This window comes from Pandoraea pnomenusa (genome assembly GCF_000767615.3).
GTDB classification, from domain to species: Bacteria; Pseudomonadota; Gammaproteobacteria; order Burkholderiales; family Burkholderiaceae; genus Pandoraea; species Pandoraea pnomenusa.
This window is the reverse complement of record NZ_CP009553.3, coordinates 4,490,369-4,516,971: the sequence shown is the minus strand read 5'-3', so window position 1 is coordinate 4,516,971 and position 26,603 is coordinate 4,490,369. Positions and strand designations below refer to the sequence as shown.

General features: G+C 67.2%; 29 protein-coding genes and 1 pseudogene. 21 read left to right on the top strand and 9 right to left on the bottom strand.

The annotated features are described in order from the left end of the window. The first annotated feature begins 47 nt into the window (after positions 1-47). Complete coding sequence (locus LV28_RS44205) at positions 48-1,352, top strand: THUMP domain-containing class I SAM-dependent RNA methyltransferase (RefSeq protein WP_023597479.1); 1,305 nt, start codon at positions 48-50, stop codon at positions 1,350-1,352. 88 nt (positions 1,353-1,440) lie between these two features. On the opposite strand, the gene LV28_RS44200 is transcribed toward LV28_RS44205, so the two are convergent. The 4 genes from LV28_RS44200 to LV28_RS44185 form a co-directional block, all read right to left on the bottom strand. Continuing rightward, positions 1,441-2,202, bottom strand: coding sequence for a 5'-methylthioadenosine/adenosylhomocysteine nucleosidase (locus tag LV28_RS44200; protein WP_023597478.1), 762 nt, complete (start codon positions 2,200-2,202; stop codon positions 1,441-1,443). 99 nt (positions 2,203-2,301) lie between these two features. Next, a complete protein-coding gene (locus LV28_RS44195) occupies positions 2,302-3,744 on the bottom strand; it encodes an NAD(P)(+) transhydrogenase (Re/Si-specific) subunit beta (protein WP_038619840.1) in 1,443 nt (480 codons plus the stop codon). A 1-nt stretch (position 3,745) separates the two neighbouring features. Continuing rightward, positions 3,746-4,090 carry an NAD(P) transhydrogenase subunit alpha part 2 gene (locus LV28_RS44190; RefSeq protein ID WP_023596913.1) on the bottom strand — a complete coding sequence of 115 codons (345 nt, stop codon included), beginning with the start codon at positions 4,088-4,090 and terminating at the stop codon, positions 3,746-3,748. Between the two features lie 15 nt (positions 4,091-4,105). Then, complete coding sequence (locus tag LV28_RS44185) at positions 4,106-5,236, bottom strand: Re/Si-specific NAD(P)(+) transhydrogenase subunit alpha (RefSeq protein ID WP_023597475.1); 1,131 nt, start codon at positions 5,234-5,236, stop codon at positions 4,106-4,108. Positions 5,237-5,658: 422 nt separating this feature from the next. Here LV28_RS44185 and LV28_RS44180 point away from each other — a divergent pair, with 422 nt between their 5' ends. The 11 genes from LV28_RS44180 to LV28_RS44130 all read left to right on the top strand — a co-directional run bounded on the left by LV28_RS44180 (position 5,659) and on the right by LV28_RS44130 (position 14,316). Next, entirely contained in the window at positions 5,659-6,135 is a 477-nt protein-coding gene (locus tag LV28_RS44180) for an NUDIX hydrolase (RefSeq protein WP_038619844.1), read from the top strand. Further along, positions 6,132-7,331 carry a tRNA 2-thiouridine(34) synthase MnmA gene (gene mnmA / locus LV28_RS44175; RefSeq protein WP_023597473.1) on the top strand — a complete coding sequence of 400 codons (1,200 nt, stop codon included), beginning with the start codon at positions 6,132-6,134 and terminating at the stop codon, positions 7,329-7,331. The genes LV28_RS44180 and mnmA overlap by 4 nt, the downstream gene beginning before the upstream one ends. Positions 7,332-7,403: 72 nt before the next feature. Beyond that, positions 7,404-9,005 (top strand): FMN-binding glutamate synthase family protein, encoded by a 1,602-nt coding sequence (locus LV28_RS44170; RefSeq protein ID WP_023597472.1) that lies wholly within the window; start codon positions 7,404-7,406, stop codon positions 9,003-9,005. Between the two features lie 231 nt (positions 9,006-9,236). Continuing rightward, on the top strand, positions 9,237-10,037 hold the full coding sequence (locus LV28_RS44165; protein WP_023597471.1) for a helix-turn-helix transcriptional regulator: 801 nt from the start codon (positions 9,237-9,239) through the stop codon (positions 10,035-10,037). Next, positions 10,034-10,252, top strand: coding sequence for a type III secretion system needle filament subunit SctF (sctF, locus tag LV28_RS44160; RefSeq protein WP_023597470.1), 219 nt, complete (start codon positions 10,034-10,036; stop codon positions 10,250-10,252). Before LV28_RS44165 ends, sctF begins: the two co-directional genes overlap by 4 nt. Next, complete coding sequence (locus tag LV28_RS48910) at positions 10,249-10,662, top strand: DUF1039 domain-containing protein (RefSeq protein ID WP_115344461.1); 414 nt, start codon at positions 10,249-10,251, stop codon at positions 10,660-10,662. Before sctF ends, LV28_RS48910 begins: the two co-directional genes overlap by 4 nt. After that, positions 10,659-11,015 carry a type III secretion system inner rod subunit SctI gene (sctI, locus tag LV28_RS48905; RefSeq protein WP_023597468.1) on the top strand — a complete coding sequence of 119 codons (357 nt, stop codon included), beginning with the start codon at positions 10,659-10,661 and terminating at the stop codon, positions 11,013-11,015. The genes LV28_RS48910 and sctI overlap by 4 nt, the downstream gene beginning before the upstream one ends. Next, positions 11,012-11,866 (top strand): type III secretion system inner membrane ring lipoprotein SctJ, encoded by an 855-nt coding sequence (gene sctJ, locus LV28_RS44145; RefSeq protein WP_023597467.1) that lies wholly within the window; start codon positions 11,012-11,014, stop codon positions 11,864-11,866. The genes sctI and sctJ overlap by 4 nt, the downstream gene beginning before the upstream one ends. Beyond that, positions 11,863-12,525 (top strand): type III secretion system domain-containing protein, encoded by a 663-nt coding sequence (locus LV28_RS44140; protein WP_160117967.1) that lies wholly within the window; start codon positions 11,863-11,865, stop codon positions 12,523-12,525. The genes sctJ and LV28_RS44140 overlap by 4 nt, the downstream gene beginning before the upstream one ends. After that, entirely contained in the window at positions 12,501-13,190 is a 690-nt protein-coding gene (locus LV28_RS44135) for a hypothetical protein (RefSeq protein ID WP_025249799.1), read from the top strand. Before LV28_RS44140 ends, LV28_RS44135 begins: the two co-directional genes overlap by 25 nt. Further along, complete coding sequence (locus LV28_RS44130) at positions 13,183-14,316, top strand: TyeA family type III secretion system gatekeeper subunit (protein WP_038619853.1); 1,134 nt, start codon at positions 13,183-13,185, stop codon at positions 14,314-14,316. The genes LV28_RS44135 and LV28_RS44130 overlap by 8 nt, the downstream gene beginning before the upstream one ends. Before the next feature lie 137 nt (positions 14,317-14,453). Here LV28_RS44130 and LV28_RS44125 read toward each other — a convergent pair whose 3' ends face one another. From LV28_RS44125 to LV28_RS44110, 5 genes are all read right to left on the bottom strand, one after another. Beyond that, positions 14,454-14,867 carry an InvB/SpaK family type III secretion system chaperone gene (locus tag LV28_RS44125; protein ID WP_150565604.1) on the bottom strand — a complete coding sequence of 138 codons (414 nt, stop codon included), beginning with the start codon at positions 14,865-14,867 and terminating at the stop codon, positions 14,454-14,456. 217 nt (positions 14,868-15,084) lie between these two features. Next, positions 15,085-15,324 carry an EscE/YscE/SsaE family type III secretion system needle protein co-chaperone gene (locus LV28_RS48540; protein WP_023873164.1) on the bottom strand — a complete coding sequence of 80 codons (240 nt, stop codon included), beginning with the start codon at positions 15,322-15,324 and terminating at the stop codon, positions 15,085-15,087. Continuing rightward, positions 15,299-16,696: a type III secretion system inner membrane ring subunit SctD gene (gene sctD, locus LV28_RS44120; RefSeq protein WP_038619856.1), complete on the bottom strand. Its 1,398-nt coding sequence runs from the start codon at positions 16,694-16,696 to the stop codon at positions 15,299-15,301. Before sctD ends, LV28_RS48540 begins: the two co-directional genes overlap by 26 nt. Positions 16,697-16,736: 40 nt before the next feature. Then, entirely contained in the window at positions 16,737-18,329 is a 1,593-nt protein-coding gene (gene sctC, locus LV28_RS44115) for a type III secretion system outer membrane ring subunit SctC (protein ID WP_058371703.1), read from the bottom strand. A 2-nt stretch (positions 18,330-18,331) separates the two neighbouring features. Continuing rightward, positions 18,332-18,829: a hypothetical protein gene (locus tag LV28_RS44110; protein WP_038619859.1), complete on the bottom strand. Its 498-nt coding sequence runs from the start codon at positions 18,827-18,829 to the stop codon at positions 18,332-18,334. Between the two features lie 326 nt (positions 18,830-19,155). On the opposite strand from LV28_RS44110, the gene LV28_RS44105 reads away from it, so the two are divergent. The 9 genes and pseudogenes from LV28_RS44105 (at position 19,156) to sctR (ending at position 26,596) form a co-directional block, all read left to right on the top strand. Then, positions 19,156-19,713, top strand: coding sequence for a response regulator (locus LV28_RS44105; RefSeq protein ID WP_257125733.1), 558 nt, complete (start codon positions 19,156-19,158; stop codon positions 19,711-19,713). Continuing rightward, a complete protein-coding gene (locus LV28_RS49440; protein ID WP_257125732.1) occupies positions 19,647-19,814 on the top strand; it encodes a LuxR C-terminal-related transcriptional regulator in 168 nt (55 codons plus the stop codon). Before LV28_RS44105 ends, LV28_RS49440 begins: the two co-directional genes overlap by 67 nt. Before the next feature lie 237 nt (positions 19,815-20,051). Continuing rightward, positions 20,052-20,306, top strand: a pseudogene (locus tag LV28_RS49665) (hypothetical protein); the annotation flags it as partial. Positions 20,307-20,448: 142 nt separating this feature from the next. After that, entirely contained in the window at positions 20,449-22,524 is a 2,076-nt protein-coding gene (sctV, locus tag LV28_RS44100; RefSeq protein WP_031627404.1) for a type III secretion system export apparatus subunit SctV, read from the top strand. Position 22,525: 1 nt separating this feature from the next. After that, the gene (locus LV28_RS44095; protein ID WP_038619865.1) at positions 22,526-23,890 is read left to right on the top strand and encodes a FliI/YscN family ATPase; all 1,365 of its coding nucleotides are present in this window, start codon (positions 22,526-22,528) and stop codon (positions 23,888-23,890) included. Then, on the top strand, positions 23,866-24,300 hold the full coding sequence (locus LV28_RS44090; protein ID WP_058371702.1) for a hypothetical protein: 435 nt from the start codon (positions 23,866-23,868) through the stop codon (positions 24,298-24,300). Before LV28_RS44095 ends, LV28_RS44090 begins: the two co-directional genes overlap by 25 nt. Positions 24,301-24,361: 61 nt before the next feature. Continuing rightward, on the top strand, positions 24,362-24,844 hold the full coding sequence (locus tag LV28_RS44085) for a hypothetical protein (RefSeq protein WP_038619871.1): 483 nt from the start codon (positions 24,362-24,364) through the stop codon (positions 24,842-24,844). Next, positions 24,834-25,889, top strand: a complete 1,056-nt coding sequence (locus LV28_RS44080; protein WP_038619874.1) for a type III secretion system protein SepQ — start codon at positions 24,834-24,836, stop codon at positions 25,887-25,889. Before LV28_RS44085 ends, LV28_RS44080 begins: the two co-directional genes overlap by 11 nt. 56 nt (positions 25,890-25,945) lie before the next feature. Beyond that, complete coding sequence (sctR, locus tag LV28_RS44075) at positions 25,946-26,596, top strand: type III secretion system export apparatus subunit SctR (RefSeq protein ID WP_038619877.1); 651 nt, start codon at positions 25,946-25,948, stop codon at positions 26,594-26,596. The last annotated feature ends 7 nt before the right edge of the window (positions 26,597-26,603 follow it).

Sequence of the window (26,603 nt, the reverse complement as noted above, 5' to 3'; positions counted from 1 at the left end):
GTTTATTCCCTGCGCCGGCACGTCATGTGCCGGCCGTACGCATCGAAATGGCTTCCTTCGAATTCTTCGCGCCCTGTCCTCGCGGACTGGAAGAGGCGCTTGCCGCCGAACTGGCTGAACTGGGCCGTCTGGCGCCCGTCTCGGTGGGCAAACAGGTGCCCGGTGGCGTGCATTTCGCCGGTCCGTGGGCGGCCGGCATGGCGGCCAACCTGCATTCGCGCATTGCAAGCCGCGTGCTGCTGCGCGTGGCCCAGCAGGGCTACCGCACCGAACAGGACATTTACGCCTTCGCGCTGTCGCAGCGCTGGGAAGACTGGTTCGGCTATCAGCAGACGTTGCGTGTGGACGTCACGGGCATCAAGGCCCCGGTGCGCAGTCTCGAATTCGTCACGCTGCGCATCAAGGACGCCGTTTGCGACCGTTTGCGCGAGAAGACCGGCGCGCGCCCGAACATCGATACCGCCCAACCCGACGTGCGCGTGTTCGCGTTCCTGACGGCGACCGACGTCACGCTCTATCTCGATACCTCCGGCGAAGCGTTGTTCAAGCGCGGCTGGCGCCTGGACAAGGGCGCCGCCCCGCTGCGCGAGAACCTCGCTGCCGGGATCCTGCGACTGGCCGGCTGGCGCACGGACACGGCCGCCGACATGGTGCTCTACGACCCGATGTGCGGCAGCGGCACGTTTCTCGCCGAGGCCGCGCAGATCGCGTTGGGCGTGCCGGCGGGTGCCGGGCGACGTTTCGGGTTCGAGAAGCTCAAGGGTTACGACATCACGGCCTGGCAAACGCTGAAAGTGCAGGCCATGGACGCGCAGCGCGACGCGCGCGTGCGCGGTGTGCCCCCGACCATCTTCGGCAGCGACATTTCCGGCGACATGCTGGTCAAGGCACGCGCCAATCTGGAGCGCGCCGGCGTAGGCGACATCGGCCTGAAACAGGTGGACGCCCGCGACATGTCGCCGCCGGTGGATCGGCCGGGCATCATCGTGGCCAACCCGCCGTACGGCGAACGTATCGAAGTGCGCGGCCGACGCCCCTCGCGCGATGCCGACGATGGCGATTCGCCCGACGTGCAGGGCAATCGCGGCGGTTTCCAGCGTAATCAGCCCGATGGCGTCGACGCGGCGTTCTTCCGCGCGTTCGGCGACGTGCTCAAGCAACGCTTTACCGGGTGGAGCGCATTTCTGCTGACCGCCGACATGAGCCTGCCGGGGCAAATGCGTCTGCGCGAATCGCGACGCACGCCGCTGTACAACGGCGCACTCGAATGCCGCCTTTTCCGTTTCGACCTGATCGCGGGCTCGGTGCGCAAGCGCGAGGGCAAGGCGGACGAAGGCGCGCCGCAGGCGTAAGCCCCGCCATCGCTCCGGCGTCACGAAAAAGACCGGCCACTGGCCGGTCTTTTTCATGGTCCTTTGCCCGGAGCTTTGGCGCGCGCGATCATGCGTGCCGCGAGAGCAGAAAACGCCGCAGAATGCCGTGCGAGTAGTGGCTGGCCACTTCGCGCAGAAAGCGCGGAAAGTCGACGTGCGCATCGTCGTCGGCGGCATCGGACAATGTTCGCATCACCGCGAACGGCACCCCGTACTCATGGCACACCTGCGCCACGGCGGCGCCTTCCATTTCGACGGCAAGCGTTCGGGGCAGGGCGTCGCGCAGGCGCGTGACTTCCGCCGCGCTGGAGACGAACCGGTCGCCGCTGGCGATCTGTCCCACATGAACGCGCGGTGCATGCATGTGCCACTGTGCGCGCAGCGATGCCGGCACCTCGTCGGCCATGTCGGTGGCCAGCCACTCGCGGGCGGCCTGCGCGAGCGCGTCGCGCAGGGGCGTCTCGGTGTCGAACGCATGGCGTCCGAGCAGCGGAATCTCGAACCGGGGGAAGATGGGGCTGGCGTCCATGTCGTGCTGCACGAGCGTGTCGGCGACCACCACATCGCCGACCGACAGGCCATGCGCGAGGCCGCCCGCCACGCCAGTGAACACGATTTCGCCGACATCGAAGCGATGGATCAGGGCTGCCGTGGTCGCCGCGGCCGCCACCTTCCCCACGCGGGCAAGCACGATGACACAGTCGTGACCGTGCAGGGTTCCGACGTGATAGTCGCGCATGCCGACATGCTCGACATGCGCCCCGGGGGCCATCTCGGCGAGCAGGTCGGCGATTTCTTCATGGAGTGCGGCGACGATGCCGAGGGTCATGGCGCGGTCTCGGAGGACAATGAGAAGCGCGCATTGTAGCGCGGGGCTGCCGTGGCAGCCCCGCATCGGGTCAAGCGAGAGCGGCCAGGCCGCAAGCGATCATTCGACTGCCTTGACCATCTCCTCGACGACCTTCTTCGCGTCGCCGAACACCATCATGGTCTTGTCGAGATAGAACAGTTCGTTATCCAGACCGGCGTAGCCAGCAGCCATCGAGCGCTTGTTCACGATGATCGTCTTGGCCTTGTACGCCTCGAGAATCGGCATGCCCGCGATCGGGGACTGCGGATCGTTCTTCGCGGCAGGGTTCACCACGTCGTTCGCTCCAAGCACCAGCACCACGTCCGTCTGCCCGAACTCGCCGTTGATCTCGTCCATCTCGAGCACCTGGTCGTACGGCACCTCGGCCTCGGCCAGCAGCACGTTCATGTGTCCCGGCATGCGGCCCGCGACCGGGTGAATCGCGTAGCGCACGTTCACGCCCTTCTCCACCAGCTTGTCGGTCAGTTCCTTGAGGGCGTGCTGGGCGCGCGCCACGGCGAGGCCGTATCCCGGCACGATCACCAGCGATTCGGCGTTGCTCATGAGGAACGCGGCGTCGTCGGGCGAGCCCGACTTGACCGGGCGTTGCTGCTGCTCGCCGCCGGCGGCGCTCGCGCCTGGCGCCGCGCCGAAGCCGCCGAGGATCACGTTGAAAAACGAGCGGTTCATCGCGCGGCACATGATGTACGACAGAATCGCGCCCGAGGACCCCACCAGCGATCCCGCGATGATGAGCATCGGATTGTTCAGCGAGAAGCCGATCCCCGCGGCCGCCCAGCCCGAGTAGGAGTTCAGCATCGATACGACCACCGGCATGTCCGCGCCGCCGATCGGGATGATGATGAGCACGCCGAGCACGAAGGCGATGGCCGTCATCAGGATGAACGGCAGCCAGCTTTGCGACAGGAAGAAGATCACGCCGAAGCCGATCATCGCGATCGCGAGCAGCAGGTTCACGGTGTGCTGCCCCGTGAACTGTACCGGCGCGCCCTGGAACAGTCGGAACTTGTACTTGCCCGAGAGCTTGCCGAAGGCGATGACCGAGCCCGAGAACGTGATCGCGCCCACGAACGTGCCGATGAACAGCTCAATGCGGTTGCCCGGCGGCAGCAGCGTCTCGCCGGCCGGCACGATGCCGAATGCAGCCGGTTCCGCCACGGCGGCCACCGCGATGCACACGGCCGCCAGACCGATCAGCGAGTGCATTGCCGCGACCAGCTCCGGCATCTTCGTCATCTCGACCTTGCGGGCGACGAATGCGCCGATGCCGCCACCGACGACCAGCCCCGCCAGAATCAGGCCGAGGCCCGAGAAATTGCCGTTCGAGAGCTTGCGCAACTCGAAGATCAGCGCCACAGTGGTAAGCGCGGCGATCGTCATGCCGATCATGCCGAAGGCATTGCCCCGGCGCGCCATCTTTGGATTCGACAGGCCCTTGAGCGCCTGAATGAAACAGATCGACGCGACCAGGTACAACAGCGTCACAAGATTCATGCTCATGTCAGTGCGCTCCCTTTGCCGCGGCTTCGTCGTTGGCCGCCGTCTTCGCCGGGGCCTTGTCTTTTTTCTTGAACATCTCCAGCATGCGCTGCGTGACGAGGAAGCCCCCGAACACGTTCACCGCGGCCAGCGCCACGGCGACCACGCCCATCGTCTTGCCGAGCGCGCCTTCAGTGAGGCCCGCCGCCAGCATGGCCCCCACGATCACGATGGCCGAGATCGCATTGGTCACCGCCATGAGCGGCGTGTGCAGTGCCGGCGTGACGTTCCACACCACGTGATAGCCGACGTACACCGCCAGCACGAAGATGATCAGATTGATCACCGTGTGATTGATCATTTCCATGATGTCCGCTCCCCCTTAAGCCGCACGCAGCACTTGACCGTCGCGGCACATCAGGCACGCGCTGACGATGTCGTCGTTGGTATCGATGACGAGCTTGCCTTCCTTGTCGATCACCAGCTTCAGGAAGTCGAGCACGTTACGCGCGTACAGCGCGGACGCATCGGCCGCAACCATGCCCGCCAGATTGGTGTAGCCGGCGATGGTCACGCCGTGGACCTTGACGACTTCGTCGGCCACCGACAGCGGGCAGTTGCCGCCGCCGTTCGCGCCGCGTCCGGCCGCCAGATCGATGATCACCGAGCCGGGCTTCATGGCCTTGACGGTGTCTTCAGCGATCAGCGTGGGCGCCGCGCGCCCCGGGATCAGGGCGGTGGAGATCACGATGTCGGCCTGTGTGAGGCGCGTGTGCACCAGTTGCGCCTGACGCGCGAGCCATGCGGCGGGCATCGGGCGCGCGTAGCCGCCCACGCCCTTGGCGATCTCGCGCTCTTCGTCGGTCTCGAACGGCACGTCGATGAACTTGGCGCCGAGCGATTCGATCTGCTCGCGCACGGCCGGGCGCACATCCGAGGCTTCGATCACGGCGCCCAGACGCTTGGCGGTGGCGATCGCCTGCAAGCCCGCCACACCGGCGCCGAGCACGACCAGGCGCGCCGCCTTCACGGTGCCCGCGGCCGTCATGAGCATCGGCATGAAGCGTTGATAGAGGTTGGCCGCGAGCATCACGGCCTTGTAGCCGGCGATGTTGGCCTGCGAGGACAAGACATCCATGCTTTGCGCACGCGTGGTGCGCGGGGCGGCTTCCAGGGCGAAGGCGGTCACGCCGGCCGCCGCCATGCGCGCGTTGTTCTCGGCATCGAACGGATTGAGCATGCCGACCACGACGCTGCCGCGCGGAATCTGAGCGAGTTCTTCCGGCGACGGCGCACGTACCTTGAGTACGAGCTCGGCGCCAAGGGCGTCGGCTGCGCTGCCCAGTGTGGCGCCGGCAGCCTCGAAGGCGGCATCGGGTACGCTGGCGGCGTTGCCGGCGCCATGCCCGATCACGACCTGGTGTCCCGACGCGACCAGTTTCTTCACCGTCTCGGGCGTGGCCGCGACACGGGATTCTCCGGCAAGCGTCTCGGCGGGAATGCCGATTTTCATTGTGTCTCTCCTTGGGTTTGTGAACTGATCTCATCAACGGCCAAGGAGCCGCAGCGCGTGCGCTGCCGGGGCAGGCGCGTTACCTGTTTCGCCGCTGATGACATTAGTCCTGCACAAACCACTGCAAACGAACTACTGCAAAAACCGGTGATGCGGTACTGCCACTGCACACTGCTGGTGCTCGAAGCTTACCCGAAGATTACAGATGCGCCTATTGCACCAAACGGCATATCAATATGCCGCGAACGCGGGATAATCGCGGCTAACGCCAACCGACCGGTCGGTCGTTCGACTGGCGCGTCGCCTGCGGCAAACCCCGCCAGACGGTAAAATGACGTTTTTATCGGGGATCACGTCCGCGAGGTAACTTCCGGGCGGTGTCCCGGGTGAGCCGGGCGACCCGTCTCTCGCGAGGAAGTCGCATGGATGCACGCTGGAAGCCCAACGTGACGGTGGCGGCGGTCGTCGAACGCGACGGCCGTTTTCTGTTTGTCGAAGAGCAAAAGCGTGCCGGGCTGCTGATCAATCAACCCGCCGGCCATCTGGAGCCGGGCGAGTCGATCGTCGACGCCGTGCGCCGCGAGGTGCTGGAAGAGACGGCATACCGGTTCGAGCCGAGGCATCTGGTGGGGATTTATCTTGCGCCCGGGCCGGACGACATCGCGTACCTGCGCTTCACCTTCACCGGCACGCTCGGCGAGTTCGACGCCTCGCGCACGCTCGACGACGGCATCGTCGGCACGCTGTGGCTCACACCGGACGAAGTGCGCGCCCAGCGCGCACGCCACCGGTCACCGATTCTGGAGCGCTGCATGGACGATTACCTGCGTGGGGTACGTTACGACCTCGCCATACTTCAGTCCCATCCGGTCACGACCGGTGGGCAAGGCAATACATGAGTCAAAAACGCGTAGTGGTGGGCATGTCGGGCGGCGTCGATTCGTCGGTCACGGCATGGCTGCTCAAGCAGCAAGGTTACGACGTCGTCGGCCTGTTCATGAAGAACTGGGAAGACGATGACGACAGCGAGTACTGTTCGACCCGGCAGGACTGGATCGACGTGGTGTCGGTCGCCGATCTGATCGGCATCGACGTCGAGGCCGTGAATTTCGCCGCCGAATACAAGGACCGCGTGTTCGCGGAGTTCCTGCGGGAGTATTCGGCGGGACGCACGCCCAATCCGGACGTGCTATGCAATGCCGAGATCAAGTTCAAGGCATTTCTCGACCATGCGGTGGCGCTCGGCGGCGAGACCATCGCGACGGGGCACTACGCGCGCGTGCGTGAGCACGACGGACGCTTCGAGTTGCTCAAGGCCTTCGACCACACGAAGGACCAGAGCTATTTCCTGCATCGGCTCAATCAGGCGCAACTCTCGCGCACGATGTTCCCGCTCGGCGAAATGCCCAAGACGAAGGTTCGCGAGATCGCCGCGCAGATCGGCTTGCCCAACGCGAAGAAGAAGGATTCGACCGGCATTTGCTTCATCGGCGAGCGTCCGTTTCGCGACTTCCTCAATCGCTACCTCCCCACGACGCCGGGGCCGATGAAGACGCCCGACGGCGCTGTCGTGGGCGAGCACGTGGGCCTGGCGTTCTACACGCTCGGTCAGCGCAAGGGCATCGGCCTGGGCGGTAGCCGCGACGGTTCCGGCGAGCCGTGGTTCGTCGCCCGCAAGGACATGGCGAGCAACACGCTGTACGTGGTGCAGGGGCACGACCATCCGTGGCTGCTCTCGGCCACGCTCGACGCCGAGGACCTGTCCTGGGTCGCGGGCGAGCCGCCCGCCGAGGGCACCCGCTGCGGCGCCAAGACTCGCTACCGCCAGGCGGATGCCGCCTGCGAGGTCGTGCGCGCCGATGGCTCGCAGGCGCTTACGCTGTCGTTCCCGGAGGCCCAATGGGCCGTCACGCCCGGACAGTCGGCCGTGCTGTACGACGGCGAGATCTGCCTCGGCGGCGGCATCATCGCCGCGACCACCCCCGCCACGCCGGACACCTCGGCGTCCGTGTCGCAGGCGTCGCCTGCGTCGGTCCGCACCGAACCGCCGACGCGCGACGCGAAGCGCAAGCACACCATCCTCAACTCGCACTGACGCCGTCGGCGCTCGCCGGGGGAACACCCGGCCGTGCGCCGGTGCCGGTCCCCCCAAAAGCAAGGAGGTTTCATGTTTTCGCGCCGATTCCTGGCTCTCTGGCTGGCGGTCGCGTTGCTGGTGGCAACGCTCGCCCTGGTGCTCGTCGACGGCTGGCATCCGCTGTGGCCGCTTCCGTTTGCCGCACTCGTCGCGCTCGGCGTGTGGGATGTCGTGCAGCAGCGTCACGCCGTGCTGCGCAACTACCCGCTCTGGGGACATTTCCGATTTCTGTTCGAATTCATCCGGCCGGAGATCCGTCAGTATTTCGTTGAGGACGACACCTCCGAGACGCCGTTCTCGCGCGCGCAGCGCAGCATCGTCTATCAACGCGCGAAGGGGGACGTCGACAGTCGACCCTTCGGCACCGAACTCGACGTCAAGGCAACGGGGTACGAGTGGATCGCCCATTCGCTCGCGCCCACGGTCCTTGACGGTCACGACTTTCGCATCACCATCGGCCCGGATCGCGCGCAACCTTATTCCGCTTCGATCTTCAACATTTCCGCGATGAGTTTCGGCGCGCTGTCGGCCAACGCGATTCGCGCGCTCAACCGGGGCGCAAAGCTCGGCAACTTCGTGCACGATACCGGCGAGGGGTCCATCTCGCCGCACCATCGCGAGCAGGGCGGCGACCTGATCTGGGAAGTGGCGTCGGGGTACTTCGGCTGTCGCAACGACGACGGCACGTTCAATGCCGAGAAGTTCGCGGCGCAGGCCACCACGCCTCAGGTGAAGATGATCGAGGTGAAGCTCTCGCAAGGCGCCAAGCCGGGGCACGGCGGTGTGTTGCCGGCCGCGAAGATCACCCCCGAGATTTCGGCCACGCGCGGCGTGCCGATGGGCCAGGACTGCATCTCGCCGTCGCGTCACAGCGAATTCTCGACACCGCTCGGCCTGCTTCAGTTCATTGACCGCTTGCGCACGCTCTCGGGCGGCAAGCCGACCGGCTTCAAGCTCTGCATCGGCCATCCGTGGGAATTCTTCGGCATCGTCAAGGCGATGCTCGAGAGCGGCATCCTGCCCGACTTCATCGTCGTGGACGGCTCGGAAGGCGGCACGGGCGCCGCGCCGCTGGAGTTCACCGATCACGTGGGCGCGCCGCTGCAGGAAGGTCTGCTGCTTGTGCACAACACGCTCGTGGGCGCCGGGCTGCGCGACAGGATCCGTATCGGCGCGTCCGGCAAGATCGTGACGGCGTTCGACATCGCCCGCACGCTGGCCATTGGCGCCGACTGGTGCAATTCCGCGCGTGGCTTCATGTTCGCGATCGGTTGCATTCAGTCGCAGAAGTGCCATACCGACCGGTGTCCGACCGGTGTCGCGACGCAAGACCCGTTGCGTCAGCGCGCGCTCGTGGTGCCCGACAAGGCGCAGCGCGTGCACCAGTTCCACTCGCAGACGCTGCATGCGCTTCAGGAATTGATTCAGGCCGCGGGACTCTCGCATCCGTCGGAGTTGCGCGCGCATCACATCGTGCGGCGGGTGTCGTCCAACGAGATTCGCCTGATGTCGGAGTCGCTGAAGTATCTCGCGCCCGGCGATCTGCTGCGCGGCCAGTTCCGCTATCAGCTCTACGAGACGTACTGGCCCATGGCGCGCGCCGACAGCTTTTCGCCGGCGGCGATCGCCTGACGCGTTGGCCGCACGTCACGCACGACGGCGTGGCGTCCGCTTCCGGAACCCGATGCGATGGGGCATCGGGTTTTTTGTTTTTCCGACAGTTTTCTTCCCAAAAACCAAAACGGCAGGGCGCCGCGCGCGACATTAAGGTGTCCACCGGATGATGCCCGTGCGCGGACTCGCCTATCGTTGGGCCTTCGATTTTGTCATCCCGCAGACGGAATGCCGTCAGAGGAGGAGCCAATGAGTACGGTGCGATTTCTGATCAGCCGCCACGACGTGAAACTGATCGTGAACGGTCTCGTGCATACCCTTCCCGCCGGCAGCATGACGGCGACCAGTTCGGACGCCACGATGGACGCCCAGGGGCCCGTGGTGTCGCATGACTTTCATGCCTGCGATCTGCAGGCGCTTTACCCGGATGTCGTCGACCTGCTCGACCGTCGACCGCTTGGCGTCTTCCATCGGCAGGCGGCGCGCACGCTGATCCTCGAACCGAGCATGGTCGACGTGGCGATGGCGTTGCAGGACGTCGACCGCATGGCGATGCTGCGCTTCTTCTACGTCTATTGCCTGTGCCGCGATCAACGCTACTTTTCCGCGATGTTGCGCCAGACCATCGCCGGCAGCCACTCGTTGTTCGATTTTGTCGAGGCCAACTTTCACCGACCGTGGCCGGTGGGGCGTCTGGCCGAAGAGTTCGGCATGCCGCTGCGCAAGTTCCGCTACCTCTTTCAGCAGACGTACGGCATGCCTGCCAAGCAGTGGCTGCTGGAGCGGCGGCTGAGACTCGCCCGAGACCTGCTGCTCTCCACGCGTCACAAGGTGCTCGACATCGCGCTCGAGTGCGGCTTCACCAATCACGCGCATTTCACCGACACCTTCCGCAAGCGGTTCGACTGCGCACCCACCGAGATCCGGCTCGGTGCCCCGCCGATGCGCGGCGCCCGCCGGGTGGCGACGCCGCGCGCCGAGGCCTACGCCGCGCTGCGTGCCGATCTGGTGGCCGGGCAGGGGGCGGTCGCCGAGGGAGGTGTGCAATGAACGTCGAGGAAGTGCACCGCGGCATGTCGGAAGGCGTGCGCCGAATGTCGGACGAAGCCACGCAGGCCGTGCGCACGCAGGAGGTCAACGATCCGCGACATATGCTCGACGTGCAGTTCCGCCTGCAGCAGTACTCGACGATGGTCGGGTTGCACAGTGCGGCCATCAAGCTCATCAAGGACACGCTGATGGGCATCATTGCCAAGATCGCATGACAGACATGACGCACGCCACGCCGGCCGACGGCGATGCGGGTCGTCAGTGGCTCGACGCTTCCGTACGGCAATGCCTCGTGGAGCTCGCGCTGGCGGGCGCGCATCACGGCATGGCGCACGAGGCTCGCACGATTCTGACCGCATTGCCGTCGCTGGTGCCGGATCCCGATACGTGTCGCTGGTTGCAGGCGGCGCTGTCGATCGCGCTTGGCGACACCGTGGCGGCCGGCGGCTTGCTGGCCGAAGCGCGCAACGGCGCGCCGGCCGCGGACGCGACGGCCGATGCCCTCGCGTGCTGGGCGGCTTCACGTCCTTCGGCGGGCGGGCGGGTCGCACCGGATGCACCGATCGCCCCGACGCCGGTTGCCGCATCCCGAACTTCCGACATCTTCCACACTTCCCGATCATGACGCTTTCCCGACTCTTCGAAGTCGCTGCCCAGGCGGTGGACACGGCGTCGCCCACCAACGCGGCGCTCGCAACGACCCATGCCGGCGAAGCCGACGCCGTCGGCTTCGCGCAAGCCATGGCAAACGCGCCCGGATTGCCGGAACACCATCTGCTGAATGCGGCAGGCAGGCTCGCGGGCGATACGGAACGCCTGGCGGAGCGAATCACGGCGCAGGCGGGCACGCGCAACGACCCGGTGCGTCTGCTCGCCGCGCAGCGCGATCTGACGGAACGCGTACTCTCGCTGGAGTTCGTGGCCAAGGTGGCGGGCGCGGCCACGCAAGGGGTCAACAAGCTGGTGCACATGCAATGACGCACGGTGTTGGCATCGCCCGTCCCGTTCGCCCGGGTGCGATGTCGGTGGCCGGGTGCGAACGTATACGTCGGCGCGTGTGCCGCTGTGCGCATTGGTGCGTTGGCGGCGCGCTGGTCCTTGCGCTCGCAGGCTGCAAGGTCGAACTGCATCGTGCATTGAGCGAGACCGAGGCGAATCAGATGCTCGCATTGCTGCTCGTATCGGGGCTCCAGGCGGACAAGCGCGCCGATACGTCGGGCATGACCGTTCGCATCGAGCGCAGCGACTTCGTCCGCGGGGTGGAGGTGCTGCGCCAGCATGGGCTGCCGCGCCAGAAGCGTGCATCGGTGGAGGACGTCTTCCCGCCAGGACAACTCGTCAGCTCGCCGGTGCAGGAGCAGGCGAAGCTCAATTTTCTCAAGGAGCAACGGCTCGAACGCATGCTCGCGGCGCTCGATGGTGTCATGGTGGCCGAGGTCTCCATCGCGCAGGTGCCCGTGGATTCGGCCGGGCGCGCGACCTTGCCGCCGGGCGTTGCCGTCTTCGTGAAATACAGCCCGGAGATCAACATGACGCAACGCATAACCGACATCCGCAGCCTCGTGCATGACAGTGTGCCCGGCGTGACGCCGGAGCGCATCAGCGTCGTGCTCCAGCCGGCCGACTATCGCCTGCCGCGTGCGGCAATCGAGACACGTTCGGGAGCGGTCCCACCGTCGGTCGGCGGCGCTGCGCGCTGGCGTCCGGTGCTGCAATGGACCAGCCTGGCGCTCGCGGGCACCGTGCTGTCCGTGGGCGGCGCGATGGCATGGCGCAGGCGTGCGGTGTGGGGACGATGGCTGCGTCGGCGCGCGGGCAAGCCCGCATGACGGCGCGCGGCGACACGGGTGCGGTCCGACTCGCAAGGCTGATCTGGCAGCCGGGAGGACAGATGGACGAAGGGTGGTGGCATGCCTTCGAGATGACGCCATGGCGAGACGCCTACCGTCGACATCCTGCATGTCGCGCATCCATCGACGCGCAACTGATCGTGCGCCGCGGTTGGCCTGCCGTTCGTGAGGCACGGGGGCCGCACGCGGTACCCCCATGCAGCGAAGCCGCAAAAGCGCGATTGCGGCGTCTGCCGACGCTGCGCCGCGTGGCGGTGGCGTATGGATTGCGAACGATGGGGTGCCCCGACTATCTGTTGCTCGGCGCGTATCGTCGCGCGCTGTCGCCATGGCTCGACGCCTGGCAATGCGACCGCCTGCTGCTCGCATGTGCCGAATGGCCCGCGCGGGCGACCTGTCCGCCCGATCGGATCGTGGCGGCGGCAATGCGCCGCACCGGGCGATGCCTCGATGCCGTCGCGATGCCGGATGCGGCCGACCTGGCAACGATCGTCACTGCGGCCCGCATTTTGCTGCCACCGGCGCACGATGCCGCCGAGGCGGGTGGGGGCATCGCCGATGGCGTGGCCGACGACGACATGTGGGCGCGCCTCGCGGCGCTCGAGAGGATGCTATGTATGTCATCGAAATCGCATTGACGGCGATCACGACGATCGAGGGCCCCGCGCCGGCGGGGCCCGTGGTTTGCGCTGACGCACTCGCACGTCTGCGCGGCCAGTCGGACCAGCGGGTGCAGTGGATGGCGCAGGCGCAGGCCGAGCGCGACGCCGCGCTGGCGGAGCGCGAGCAGGCGCGGCGCGATGCGCAGGCCTTGCGCGAGACGTGGCTGGCGCAGGCGCGCGAGCAGGCCGGGCAGGAGGCGGCGGCGATGGCGGAGGCGGCGCGTCACGACGCCGTGATGCAAGCCGTCGAATGGCTGGCCGGAGAAGCCGCGCTGGAGCGCGACATCGTTCGTTCGCTGGAGCGGCGCGTGGCCGATGCGATGGGTGTCGCGCTGTCGAGTTTCGTCGATGCGATGGAAGTGGGCGAGCGCTACGCACTGCGTGTTGCGCGTGCATTGCCCGATCTCGTAAGGGAGGGCGCGCTCACGCTGCGGGTTCCACCCGCGCATCGCGATGTCGTGGCGCACGCGCTGCGAGCGGCGGACATCGTGCTGGCGTGCGTGCCAGACCCGGCGCTGAGCGGGCGTCAGGCGCGCATCGAAAGCGAGTGGGTCACTGTTTGCCTGGACCTCGACGCCGATCTGGCGGCGATCCTGGCGCGCCTGCATCCCGGCCCCGGACTGGAGGTCGCCTATGGTTGAGCGCGTGCGTTCGTCGATGCCTACGGAGGCCGGGTCCGCGCAGGCGGGCAGTACCGCCGAGCCCCCCGATGCGCAGGCGTGGCTGGCGTTGGAGGGGCATGCGCGTCTGTCGCACGACCCGACGACCGACGTGCCCGGGCATGTCGCGTTGATCGAAGCGGCGATCGCGCAGAACGACAAAGCCGCTGTCGCCGAGTCTCAGGAGAACCTCAGTTTCGCGCTTGGTGTGCGCTTTCGACGCACAGGCCTGCGCGACATTCGCGACGACAAGCAGCGTGCGCGGGCGCTCTTCGAGCAACAGATGATTCGCTACGCGCGCGTGCACGGTGCGCAGTTCGAAACGATTCGCGAGCAACTGCGCGATCTGCCGTTCGTTCCCGATCCGCTCCAACGGATTCGACAGGCGCAGTTGTCGGGCGGCCACGCGGCGTTGGTCGTTGCGGCCTGGCTGGCCGAGAGCGGCCTTGACCACCCGACGCGCTCCCGATTGCGAAAGACGCTGGAAGTGCTGACGGATACGCAGACCTGGGCGATCGAGGCGTTTGCCGCGCTGGAGTGCGGCGGCGGCCGCCGTCCGGGCGCCGCGTTGCTGCAACAACTCAAGTCGCTCTATCGTCAGTCGCAGGGACCGCAGCAGTCGCTGACGCAATGGTTCGATACATGTCGACGATTTCCGCAGCGACGCGCACGCTTGCGCGCGCTGATGCAAGCCCTCGGCATGGAGCTCGGCGCGACGCACGCGGATGCCGACGTGCGGCGCCTGGCGGAGGTCGTCGACGATTTGCGCCGCGTTGTGCTGTTCCTCTCATTGGAGGCTTCGTGCGAGGCGTCGGCAACGACGATGCGCGCGGCGGGCTGCCGTACGTTCGAGACCGACACCATGATCTCCGAGACGCTCACGTTGCTCGATCAGTCGTGGGCGGGCGTCGAATGGCTGTCGCAGCGGGCGCACTATCTGGGCATCGCGACGCCGCGAATACGATATGCGTTCGCGCGCGAACTCACCGGCCTGGTGAAGTCGGCACATGACGGGTGCTTCCGCGACGAAACGCAACGCGAGGCACTCGACGAGGCGCTCGATGCATGGAGGACGGAGCTCGCCCGCGAGGGCGACGAGACGCGATAGCGGTGGTGTGGGTGGCTGGGCGGCAGCGAGGGGCGGGGGCGCCCATTGGGTGCGCTACGGCGCGCGGGGGGCGAGCGCAGGATGTACAGGGGGGCGAGGCGGGGGGCCGGAAAGCGGAATGGAGAAGATCGCGAGGATCACGCGCGCAGATGTTCGCGGCAGAGCTTGATCCGGTCATAGAAGTCGGTTAGCGCTTGCGCGAAGGGTTCCGGTTCTGCCGCGGCGTCTTCCCTGACCTGTGCGTGAAGAATCAAGCGGTTGTCGCGCTCGCGCAATTGCACGTGTCCGGTGACGGCCCATTCGGCGGGCTCGATCAGGAATTGCAGCAGCCGCTCGCTGTTGGCCCGGTGCAATCGCGCCGCTTCGTCGGTGGCCACGACCGCGTGAATGCTGCACACCTGATTCTCGAGGGTTTCGACGATGATGCTGGGCGAAGCGTTGAACGTCAGCTCGATGGGCGAATGATTGTCGACGGCGTCGATCTTGCTGGGATCGCAGCCGATCAACTTCAGGGCTTCGACGAGCGTTTGCGCGAGGTCGTAACTGGGCATGATGTGCGTGAAGTGATGAGGAAATCGAAGGCGCATCGGCGTGGCGTGCGACCGGTCGCCGCGCGCGCCGCGCGATGCCGAAGGTTCCCATGCGCCGTCGATCTCGACTTTGGTCGTCGGTGCAGGGTTGTCGCTTCTGCGCACGCCTGGCGCGCCGCCGCCTTCATCGCGGTCGCCGTGATCGCCTCAGTCGCAGCAGTCGCAACTATCCGGACCGTCACGCCGAAGCTCCGTACGATGTGCCGTAGCGGCGTGCCAGGCTTTCGAGAATCGCTCCGGCGGCGTCGACGGCACGTTGCTGAAGTCGCACCTGTGCGTGCTCGGCGGGCGTGAGCGGTGTTCGTGCCGCTCGTGCCAGCGTCGCGCGTGCGGCGTCGAGCGTCGACGAAACCTCGCGGGCAACCGCAGCGGGCGCGACGGCCAGACGATCCTCAAGCTGCGTCAGGTGCGTCGCCAAGATGGGTCTCCGGAGTCAGGGGAAGGTAGTAGAGCCGGTCCGGTGCACCGATTGACACGCCGTCGGCGTAAATGGCGACGATGCGCGTGCCACCGGGCAGGCGTACCCCCTGGGCGAGACGTGTGCCGTCGGCGAGCGTGAGCGAGGGCGCTTCGGGCGAGCCGCCGATGCTCACGAGCGGCGCGGAGAATCCCGTCTCGGCCAGTGTCGGGATCGTGGGCGGCAACGGTTCGATGCGCGCGGGCGATGCGTCTGCTGAGCGGTTCCATGTGTCGACGATGCCCTTGAGCGCCGCTTGCCGGCCGGGCGGCAGGGCGCCGGTGAGGCGCCAACCGCGGCGATCGCGCGAAATGTCGAGGCCCCGCAGTTGACCGGCGTTGCGCAGCGTTCTCACCAGCCTGTCCAACGCGTCGGCCGACCCCTCGGCCACGCGCCAGCCGTATGGCAACGCGAGCGCGTCGAGGGCGTCGGAGGCGGCTCGCCAGCGGGCATCCGCCACGAACGGGCCGCTGACGACGATCTCGCCGTCCGGTGCGGCTTCCACGTGCGCCGTCGCAAAGCCATGCAATCGCAACACCGTCCTCGTGGTCTCGATGGCGTTCGCCGGGCACCAGGTCTCGTCGCTCACCGTCTTGCCCAGCCACCGGGCTTCGGCGCGCAGCCGGGCGCGCGCATCGTCGTCGATGCAGCCGCCAGTGAGACGGACGGCGCCATCGCGATTGGCGAGCACGACGTTGGGTGCGATGCGCGCCGCGAGTGCCGATAACGCGTCCGGTTCCGGCGCGCCCGGGGCCTGACCGGTAGAGCCGGTGCGCCACATCGCGGCGCCTGCGGCGACGATCAGCGAAGATACGCCCGCGACGGCGATCCACGGAAGTGACCCGCGGTGACGGCGAGGGCGACGAGCGGCGCGGGCGTCGGGCGAGGCGAGGGACCGCCGCGCGACCTGGGGCTTGTGGGACGGCGCAAGCGAGCGCGGCGCCGCCGGTCGACGTGCCGGACGCGGCGGCATCGGGCAGGGTGTTGGATCGCTGCCATCGTCGAGCCGAAAGGCCATGCCGGCCAGGTCGATGACGGCATGCAGCGGCAGGCAGGACGTGTCGGGTGCCGAGGGTGGCCGGGCTGCGGCGCCGTCGCCGTCGCCGTCGTCGCACCAATTGTCGTCGGGGGACGCGACAGGTACACCGTCCACCCAGAGCGGCGCGGCCGTCAGCAAGCGCACGCCGTCGTCGTCCACGCTCAGCGTGACACGCGCGCCGTGCTCGAGCGTCACGGCGATATCCGAATCGGCGTCGCCGATGGTGAGCATGCCTGCGGGCAGCGGCATCGGACGTCCGGCGAGTGGACCATCGAGCAAGGTCATCGTCAGCATGGTCACGGACTGGGCATGCCTTGGGCCGGCTCGGCCTTGATCAGGAACAGGCGCATGACGCTGTCGCTCCGGTTGCTCGTGGAACTGAAGAGGCGGCCGATGAGCGGCAGGTCGCCCAGCAGCGGGATCTTGCGCTCGTGCTCGCGCTGCGCGTCCTGGACGAACCCCCGAGAAGCAGGCTTTGCCCCGCCTGCAACGTGGCATGGGTGGAGATCGACGAGTTGCGGATCGTCGGCACTTCGTCGCGCGTATTGCGTTCGCTGCGCACCTCGCCGCCATCTTCGATGTTGAGCGTGAGCATCACCTGCTCGGGCGCGGGGGCGTCTCGTGCGCTCCCCTGGTTCCCGGTACCTCCAACGCCCGGAACGAGGCGCGGTGTCACGCGCAGCAGCGAGCCTGACGTCACGCTCTCGAGCCTGGCCACCTTCTCGCCGGAGACCTTCGTGTAGAACGTCACGCTGCGATCGAGCACTGCCTGCATGTTGTCCAGGGTGACGATCGACGGCCGGGACAACACGCGTGCCTTGGAGTTTCTTTCGAGCGCACTCAGGTTGATCATGAACTTGTTGGTATCCCCGACGACGGTCGTGAACGTGCCGCCGTCGCCCTCGTGCATCTGACCGTTCAGCGCAACCGCACCGAACCCGCCAATTCGCGCGCTTCCCGAGAAATCGACGCCGAGCTCGGCAATGTCGCTGGCGTTGACGTCGATGATGGCGACGGAAATATCGACCAGGCGCGGCGGGATATCGAGTTGCGAGATGAGATCGCCGTAGATCGGCAGGTTGCGTCTTCGCTCCCGCACGATCACCGCATTGCGGCGTGGGTCGGCCGAGAAGCGTGGCGTGCTGCTGCGCGCGGCGGCCGACAGCGACGCGCCCGCGCCGGCCGTCATCGCATTGCCGATGCCCTCGGTGGACGCGTCGCCGGTCGCCGTCGCGGTCAGCGGGCCGGCGCCGAGAACAAGCTCCTTGAGTACGCTGACGACGCCCGGGATGACGACTTCCTGCCCGCGATAAGAGTACCTGGTGTCGTCCGCCGTCGCGAATTTCAGGGGAAATATCTTGATGGTCTCTTCGCTTTCCTGCTGGTCGCGCGCGTCGCGCTCGACGTAATCGGCGAGCATGGACACGGTCTCCAGACAGGCCGGCACGCCCGTGATCTCGAGCGCGTGCGTTGCCGGAATCGCCCGCGCCACGCAGTGCCGCGGGTGCAGCACGCCCGCCTCCCGAAGGTGCCCGAGCAAGTCGCCGGTCGACGCGAAACGCAGCGGCACCACGCGTCGCGCCGCCTCGCTGGACTTATAGATGTTCAGCGTCTGGCCGTTGAAGTACCACGAAAGCCGATAACGTTCCGAAAGTGCATCGAGCGTCGCCTGTGCAGACCCCGCAGGTAACGTTCCGATGAAACGATCGTCGACTTGCTCGCTCACGACAGTGGGCATGCCGTGATGCGCCCCGAAGTCGCGCAGCAGTTCGACCAACGGGGTTCCGGTGCTCTGAAAGACGAACGGCCCGCCGCGCCAGACGGGCGTGATCGTCGCTCCAACGGCGGGGGCGAGCGCCAGCACGATGGCAAGCAGCGCATGCCACGGGAGGGAGGGCGCCAGACGGCGCGAGAACTCGACACGCATGGTCAGCGCTGTCGCGGCGGCCGGCGCCGGAAGTCGGCCGCGGCGATGCCGTCTCGTGGCGTGCTCGTCGACGGACGCCCGGGGCGTGGCGTGCTGTCCGCGTCCCATGCGACAGCCATCGCGCAGGCGAGCAACTGTCTGCGCAGATGGGCCTCGACCTGTGCGGCCGGGGCCGAGTTATCGAAGCGGTGAACCCACCAGAGTGCGTCGGTCGCGAGGCACAGACTGTCATCGCGCAACGCCGGCTCGGCGGCGAGCGCGAGCGTGAGGCGAGCGAGCCAGTGGGCGAGCGCGGCGTCGTCGCGGAACGCGCTCGCCAGCGGCGGCCGGCCCGGGGTCTCGACGGCAGCCGCCGGCGTGACGTTCGTGGCCACGCAGTAGCCGTCGCCGGCCGCGCAGGTCCAGCCGCGCTGGCCGTCGAGTTCGAGGACGATGCGCGAGCCCTGAATGTCGCAGGGAGCGATCCAGTCGAGCGAGGCAAGGGCGAACGGCAGGCGCATGGACGGAAGTGGAGTCGGGAATGCGGTGGAACGGGAGAGCCGAAGTCGGGGAGGCGCCGCAACACCGATCTCCGGCGAGGATACGGTCCACGTTCGTGAATGGGCGTCGGCCGTCGATCGGCGAGCGAGGACGGTCATTATCGGGCGCCGCGTGCGCGACGCCATACGGCGCAGACCTGAAGTTGTCGCGAGGGCGTCGGGTTTGCGGCGTTTTCCCATGTCGAGGATCAGGCGAAGGCGCAAGATTCGCGCCGCGGGACCGAAGTCGAAAGAGAGTGAACAAAAATCCGCATGAATGCTAATGATCAACTGTCGAGGAGCCGCGAATGACGGGGGGTATCGGTGTCATCGTTGTCGAGGATCATGAATTGCTGGCCGACGGGCTTTGCCGTCTGCTCGAAGAGCGTCTTGGATGGTGCGTGCTGGCCAGAGTCGCCAACGGGCTGGACGTATACCGTGCCTGCGTGATTCACGCACCGACGCTGATGATGCTGGACCTCGGGCTGCCGGGCATGGACGGTGTCGACGTGATCCGGCAATGCGCGCAACGCTGGCCCGAGTTGCGCATCGTGGTCAATTCGGCCAGCGACGACAGCGAACGCGCGCGTCTGTCGCTCGAAGCCGGCGCCTCGGCGTTCGTCCTCAAAAGCAGTCCGCGCGAGACACTGGTTCAGGCGGCAATTCAGGCAATGCGGGGGATCGCTACGTCGATCCGGCGGTTTGCGGCGGCGCGCTCGATCCGGCGAACGCACCGCGTCCGCCGGCGCTGGGCACTGTCGAGAAGCCCGAGCGGCTGCTCACGCTACGCGAGCGCCAGGTGCTCAAGCTCGTGGCGGAGGGGCAGCGCAATCGCGACATCGCGCAGTTGTTGTCGATCAGCGTGAAGACCGTGGAGACGCATCGGCTGAACATGATGCGAAAGCTTGGCGCGCACAACGTGGCCGACATCGTGAATTGGGCCTATCGCCTGAGAATGATGCTGTGAGCGAAAGCCGGCGCCGGGGGCCAAGTTCAGGTCTGCACCGGATAGCCGCGTGCGCGCGGAGTGCGCGACCATGCCCGCTTCCCGAACCCTGCACATATCAACGTATCGGCATGCCGGCATGCCGCCGTGACGGTCCATCGGCACTTCGGTGGGTCGACACGCCGACATGCCGGCACGGTGGCGACGCGTCGCCATCGAACCTCGCCCAACCACGCCGAACGTCAACGTCTGCCGACGATGGACACCCAGACCCAACGCAAGCTCGAACAGCTCTTCGAATTGTTGTCGCTGCCGCCGCGGCGGATCGCATGGCGCATGCGGGTGCCGCTTGCGCCATGTTGGCTGATGACCGACGTCGATGCTTACGGCATTACGTTGACGCTCGCGCTGCCGCAGCCGGACGGGCACGCGGTGCGGTGCCTGCCGTTGCTGTTGCAAGCGTGTGCGCCGGAGTGGACGCCCGGCATTCCGGTGCGTGCCTGCGTGGCGCAGGGGGCGCAATGCTCGTTGCGACACCGCCGGCCCGATTGCAGGCCCTTGCATGGTTCGGATGCCTTTCTCGTATGCGCCGGCTGCTCGAACGCGTCGATGCCCGTCGGCACCGTGCGGGGCACGCATGAGCCGCATGGGCCGAATGAACCGCACGCGACGGGTGAGCGACTGGCTTCGCGCCGCCGCGGGGCGACAGGATATCGTCCTGGCCGCGCTGCTGCTCGTGACCGTACTGATGATCATCATCCCGATGCCGCCGTCGGTGATGGATCTGCTCATCGCGCTCAATCTCGGCGTATCGCTGTTGCTGCTGATGGTGGCGCTCTACATCAACGAGCCCCTGGACTTCTCCGCATTCCCGTCCGTGCTGCTGATGACCACGCTGTTCCGCCTCGGCCTCACGATCAGCACGAGTCGCCTGATCCTGCTGCACGCCGACGCGGGCGATATCGTCTACACCTTCGGCGACTTCGCGGCGGGCGGTAACATCGTCGTGGGCATGATCGTGTTTCTCATCATCACCATCGTGAACTTCATCGTGATCACGAAAGGCTCGGAGCGGGTGGCCGAAGTCGGTGCCCGTTTCTCGCTCGACGGCATGCCCGGCAAGCAGATGAGCATCGACGGCGATCTGCGCGCGGGCACCATCGACGCTGGCGAAGCCAAGCGCCTGCGACGCGTCGTGCAAAAGGAGAGCCAGTTCTACGGTGCGATGGACGGGGCGATGAAGTTCGTCAAGGGCGACGCCATCGCGGGGCTCGTCATCATCGTGGTCAATCTCCTCGGCGGCATCGGCGTGGGCGTTTTCATGCGCGGCATGAGCGCCGGAGACGCGGCCGCGATCTACGCCATTCTTTCCATCGGCGACGGGCTTGTCTCGCAGATTCCGGCGCTGCTGATCTCGGTGACGGCCGGCATCATCGTGACGCGCGTGCCGGGCGAGCACCGCCGCAACCTCGCGCGCGAGTTGACCGATCAACTGGCGGCCCAGCCGCGTTCGCTGACACTCGCCGCGGTGGTCATGCTGCTCTTCGGCCTGATCCCGGGCTTTCCGATGCATTACTTCCTGCTGCTCGCCGCGCTCGCCGGTAGCGGCGCCTGGTGGGTCGGGCGCGGTCAGCGCGCGGCCGCGGCGGCGCATGCCGACCCGGGAAGCACGCCGAACGCCAACGGCGGACGTCCTGGAGCGCAACCGCTGCTGGCGCGTGTCGGCGCGGGACTGGCGGACCCGGAGGGCGGTGTCGCGACACTGGCCGCGCGCATCGACGCCTTGCGTCACGAGAAGTTCGAGCAGTTCGGCGTGCCGATGCCGGAGGTGGCGGTCGTCGTCGATGCCGCGCTCGCCGACGGCACGTTGGACATCCAGCTGTATCACGAGAGCGTGATGACGCTCGAGGTGATGCCCGGCGAGGCGCTGGCGCGCCACGATGTTTCGCATCCGATCCCGGCACTGCGCAATCTTGCCGCGGGCGCGCCGCGCGAGACGCCGCTGCCGTTCGGCGGCCAGGTGTTGTTCTGGCTCGACGACGCGCAGCGCGACGCGTGGCGGGGACAGGGGGGCGCGGTGCTCGAGGGCGCCGATCGCGTGGCGCACTGCGTCTCGCTGGTGATCGACGCGCACGCGGCGGACTTTCTGGGCGTGCAGGAGGCGCGCTATCTGATGGACGGCATGGAAGATCGCTACGGCGAGCTGGTCAAGGAGCTGCAACGGCAACTGCCGATCAGCCGGACGGCGGAAGTGCTGCAGCGCCTGGTGGCCGAAGGCGTCTCGATCCGCGATCTTCGGCGGGTGTTCGAAGCGCTGATCGAATGGGCGCCGCGCGAGCGCGATCAGATCATGCTGACGGAGTATGTGCGGCTGAGTCTGCGCCGCCATATCACGCGGCGTTTTCGCCGGGGCGCCGAACACATTACCGGATGGAACGTGGGCCGCGGCATCGAGGACACGGTGCGGGCGGCGGTGAGGCAAACGTCGTCGGGTTCGTACGCCGACCTGAGCCACGAGCAGACCGACGCGATTCTGGAAGCGCTCGACGGTGCGATGCAGGCGCATGACGGCACGCCCGCGGTGCTCCTCACCGCGATGGATGTGCGGCGCTTCGTGCGCAAGCTGATCGAGCGCGAGCGCGCCGACCTGCCGGTGCTGTCGTTCCAGGAAGTGGCGGACGAGCCGCATGTGCGCGTGCTCGGCACGATCGACCTGCAGGGAGCGCACTGACATGCGCCGCCCCGATGCGTCCCGCATTGCCAACGGATTGCGCCGAGTGCTCGACGGACAGCGCAAGGCGTGTGACGACTGGCGCCGCACGTCGTCGGCCGAAGTCCGCCATGGGCGCATCGACAAGGTCACCTCGAACGCGATGCGCGCGCGGCTGCCCGGTGCGGCGCTGGGCGAGCAATGCCGCGTCATGTCGCCGTTGCTCGATGCGGAAGTCATCGCGGTCGAAGGGCGACATGTCTGGCTCGCGCCGTACGCGCAGCCGAACGGCGTTGCCAACGGCGCGCTCGTACGGGCGTTGGGCACGGATTCACGCGTGGCGGTCGGAGACCGGTTGATCGGACAGGTGCTGGACGGACTCGGTCGTTCGCTGTCGGCGGGGGCACCGATTCCGCACGACGTGCCGACCGATGTGATCTGGCGCTCGCTCGACGCCGAACCACCCGGCGCGCTCACGCGGTGCCTCGTCTCGACGCCGTTGCCCATCGGCATTCGCGCCATCGATGGCCTGCTCACGTGTGGTCGTGGGCAACGGCTGGGCATTTTCGCCGCGGCCGGCGGCGGAAAAAGCACGTTGCTTGCCATGATGTGCGCCGGCGCGCAGGCCGACGTGATCGTGCTCGCGCTCATCGGCGAGCGCGGTCGCGAAGTGCGTGAGTTCCTCGAGCAGGCCCTTACCGCCGAGGCGCGTGCGCGCACGGTGTGCGTGGTCGCAACGTCGGATCGTCCCGCACTCGAACGCATGAAGGCGGCCTATACCGCCACCGCGATTGCCGAAGCGTTTCGCGACGAAGGCAAGCACGTGCTGCTGCTCATGGATTCGCTGACCCGCTTCGGCAGGGCGGTTCGCGATATCGGCGTGGCGGCCGGGGAACCACTCGGCGCCGCGAGCGGCTTGCCGCCCAGCTTCTATGCCCGTTTGCCCCGTTTGCTCGAACGCGCCGGCAATGGCGAGCGAGGGAGCATCACGGCGTTCTATACGGTACTCGTCGAGGGCGACAACCTCGATGAACCGCTGGCCGACGAGGTCCGGTCCATCGTCGACGGCCACATCGTGCTTTCGCGCCGTCTGGCGCAGGAAAACCACTACCCCGCCATTGATATACCGGCAAGCCTCTCGCGCGTGATGACGCAGGTCGCCCAGGCGCGGCATGTGGACAACGCGACACGCGTGAGGCGCGCGATGGCGCTCGCGGCGGAGGTCGAGCTGCTGGTGCGCGTTGGCGAGTACCAGGCGGGCAACGATCCGGACACGGACGACGCGTTGGCGCGCGCGCCTGACATCCGCCAGTTCCTGTGTCAGGCGCAACACGACGTGGCGCCTTTCGACGATACCTGCGCATGGCTCGAACATCTCGCGAACTGAAGACCACGGGCGGCCGGGTGCAGGTCGAATCGACGGCGCTCGCCGAACTGGTCGCGCTGGCGAGGCACCGCGACGTTGGCCTGCGTGCCGCGATGCGCCGCGCGCAGGCCGATGCCCACGATGCCGAGGCAGCGGTGAGGACGTGCGAGCAGGCCTGCGAGACGCAGCGTCGCCGTTGGCGTGAGTGCCTGTCGCGAGGCGGCGTCTATGCGCGCCGCGAGGCGGTCGAAGCCTTGCGCCGCGTGGAGGCGGCGCGCGTCGCGCTCGGCGATGCCGCGTCGCGGCACGCGGCGGCCCTCGCGCATGCGCAGCAGGCGCGGACGGATGTGATTCGACTGCACGAGCAACTGCAAGCGAACGCCCGCAAGCAGGAAAAATTTCGCGAGCTATCGAAGTTATACCGCCGTTGACCGAGAGACACGGCGATTGCACGAATGGTTTTCTTCACCACGCCATGATGAGGACTTCACGATGAACATCACCCACCGCAGCGGCCTGTGTGCCGATCCCGTCGTCAGTCCGCAAGACAGATCGTCACCGCGGCGGCGCGAAGGCGCGACGAGTCGCTTTGAACGCCGCTGTGACGGCAGCCACGGCAGCAACGACAACATTGGCAGCGAAGGCGGCGAGCGCACGTTCTCGCTGACCGGCGAGCATGTCGCGCGCGTGAGCGGCCCGGCCGACGTGCTGCGCTGGCTGCGCGTGTGGCATGCACGGCAGGAGGTCAATTGGGACGGCGCCAGCGCATTGCGCGTGGTCGTGCATGGCGGAGTGCTCGACACGCTGGTCGTCGAAGCCCGTCGGGGGCGGCTGGGGATCACCGTCAGTCTGCTCTGCGTGCGGCTCACGATGTTCCGGCGCTTGCTGGCGCGTCGCGGGCAATTCTCCCGGGCGCTGACCGCGCGCATGAAGCTGCCTGTCACGGTCGAAGTCGAGGCGCGCTATGTCCCGTGACCTTTGCGCGGCGTATTCGGGCGACGACCGTCAAATGTTGGACGACCTGCTCGCCGGCGGCGGCAGTCTGATGTTTCAGGAAGGCGACACGCAGGTTCGGGTCGGTTGGCTTCTCATCGGCGGCGAAGGATTGATCGTCACAGCGCGCGTCAACGAGGCGGGGCCGGGCCGGACGCGCTTCTGGTGCGACGCGCGTCAGTGGGCCGACTGGCTCGCGGCGGAGCTGCCGGTGCCCTCGTGGGAAGCGCTACCGCAAGCGTGGCGTGCGAGTGCGGCGGCGCTTACGCTTTCGCCTGGCGGCGCCGCAGTCGATGCGACCTGGCCGCAGGCCGTCGATCTGACACCCGGGAGCGTGACGACGGACTGGCGTATCGGCATCGTCCTGCAGCGCGGCGCGCACCGATTGGCGCTGACGTATCTCGACGGCGCGGCATCGTGGCTACGCGAGCGCTGTCGACTGGCCACGCCGTGCGACGAACCGCTCGACCCCGCAGGGCTGCCGGCGCGCCCGTGCACGTTGGCGGTGGGGTGGGCCACGCTCGGCGTTGCGCAATGCGACGCGCTGTGCAAGGGCGACACCGTCCTGCTCGACGTGACGGCGGACATCGCGAGCGGTGAGTACTGGCTGATCGACGGCGACTACGCCATCCCGATGCGCGACGGTCAACCGTCCGGCCGGGGCGCGGTGGAGCGCATGCGAACCGATGCCGTGACCTGCCTCGACGTGGTGATCGCGAAAAGGCCGATTCCCATTCCGGCGCTCATGGCGTGGCTTGCCGGCGAGCCGGCCGTGTCGCCGCCCGCCGGCGCATCGAATGTGCACGCCGCTGCCTGCCTGACGATGTGGCGCGACGGCGCACCCTGGTCCAGCGGGCAACTCCTGCGTTTCGGCGACGGGCGCCTCGGCGTGCAGATCGACGCGATCGGACCGGCTGCCGGTCCGATACCGGATTCGAACGACGAGGGTGGCACCGACGCCTCAGGCGATGAGGCCATCCCGATTTCGGGTGGTGACCCGATGGGCGTATATCCGACGTCCACCTAACATCGCTCGGCCTTTGCCGCGCCTTGCTTTCGCGCCACGTCATTCCTGGAGTTCGCATGTCCCTGCTCGATCATCCGGTGCAGCTCGTCGTACTGCTTTCGCTGCTCTCGATCTTGCCGTTGCTGGTGGTACTGGGGACTGCGTTCCTGAAGCTGGCCGTCGTCTTCGCACTGCTTCGCAATGCCCTAGGTACGCAGCAGATTCCGCCGAATATTGCCATCTACGGACTATCGCTCGTTCTCACCTGTTTCATCATGGCGCCCGTCGCGTTCGATATCGAAGCGAATCTGGCGGCGCGCCCGGTGTCGCTGTCGTCGAAGGATTTCGTTGCCGACGTCGATGCCGGCGTACTGGCGCCATATCGCGCTTTCCTCACCCGACACACCGATCCGCGCCAGCGCGACTTCTTCGCAGGGATCGGCGGCCGGACGTGGCCCGAGGCGCATCGCGACCGGCTGGGCGCCGATTCGCTGCTCGTGCTGATGCCGGCCTTCGCGTTGAGCCAGCTTGCCGAGGCGTTCAAGATCGGGCTGCTGCTTTACCTGCCGTTCGTCGTGATCGATCTGGTGATCTCGAACATCCTGCTCGCCATGGGCATGATGATGGTCTCGCCGATGACCATCGCATTGCCCTTCAAGCTGCTGATCTTCGTGATGATGAACGGCTGGGAACAACTGGTGCGCCAGTTGATGCTCTCCTACGCATGACGGCCGG